This window comes from Pseudomonas sp. SIMBA_041, from assembly GCF_046535095.1.
Lineage (GTDB): Bacteria > Pseudomonadota > Gammaproteobacteria > Pseudomonadales > Pseudomonadaceae > Aquipseudomonas > Aquipseudomonas mucoides.
The window spans coordinates 1-231 of the sequence record NZ_JAWRXJ010001019.1 but is presented as its reverse complement, the minus strand read 5'-3'; the positions used below and the strand labels follow the sequence as shown (position 1 = coordinate 231).

The 231-nt window shown below is 45.5% G+C and carries 1 protein-coding gene; it reads right to left on the bottom strand.

The window, feature by feature from the left end; genetic code table 11:
• A partial coding sequence (locus SB725_RS34195) for an aromatic amino acid lyase (protein ID WP_410923826.1) occupies positions 1-231 on the bottom strand: 231 nt, incomplete at both ends.

Genomic DNA, 231 nt, shown 5'->3' with positions numbered 1-231 from the left:
AACCAATCTCAGCGATAGCTAACGCTAAAATGTCCGCGGCAAAAGCGACTGGCTCAGCATGGAAGTTACCACCTGATATAGCAACTGGCCCATCTTCGTTATTAAAGATAAGTGGATTGTCAGTTACGGCATTGGATTCGATTAATAAGGTTTTTCCTGCTTGGTTAATGATATCGAGACAGGCACCCATGACTTGCGGCTGACAGCGTAAGCAGTAAGGGTCTTGAACTC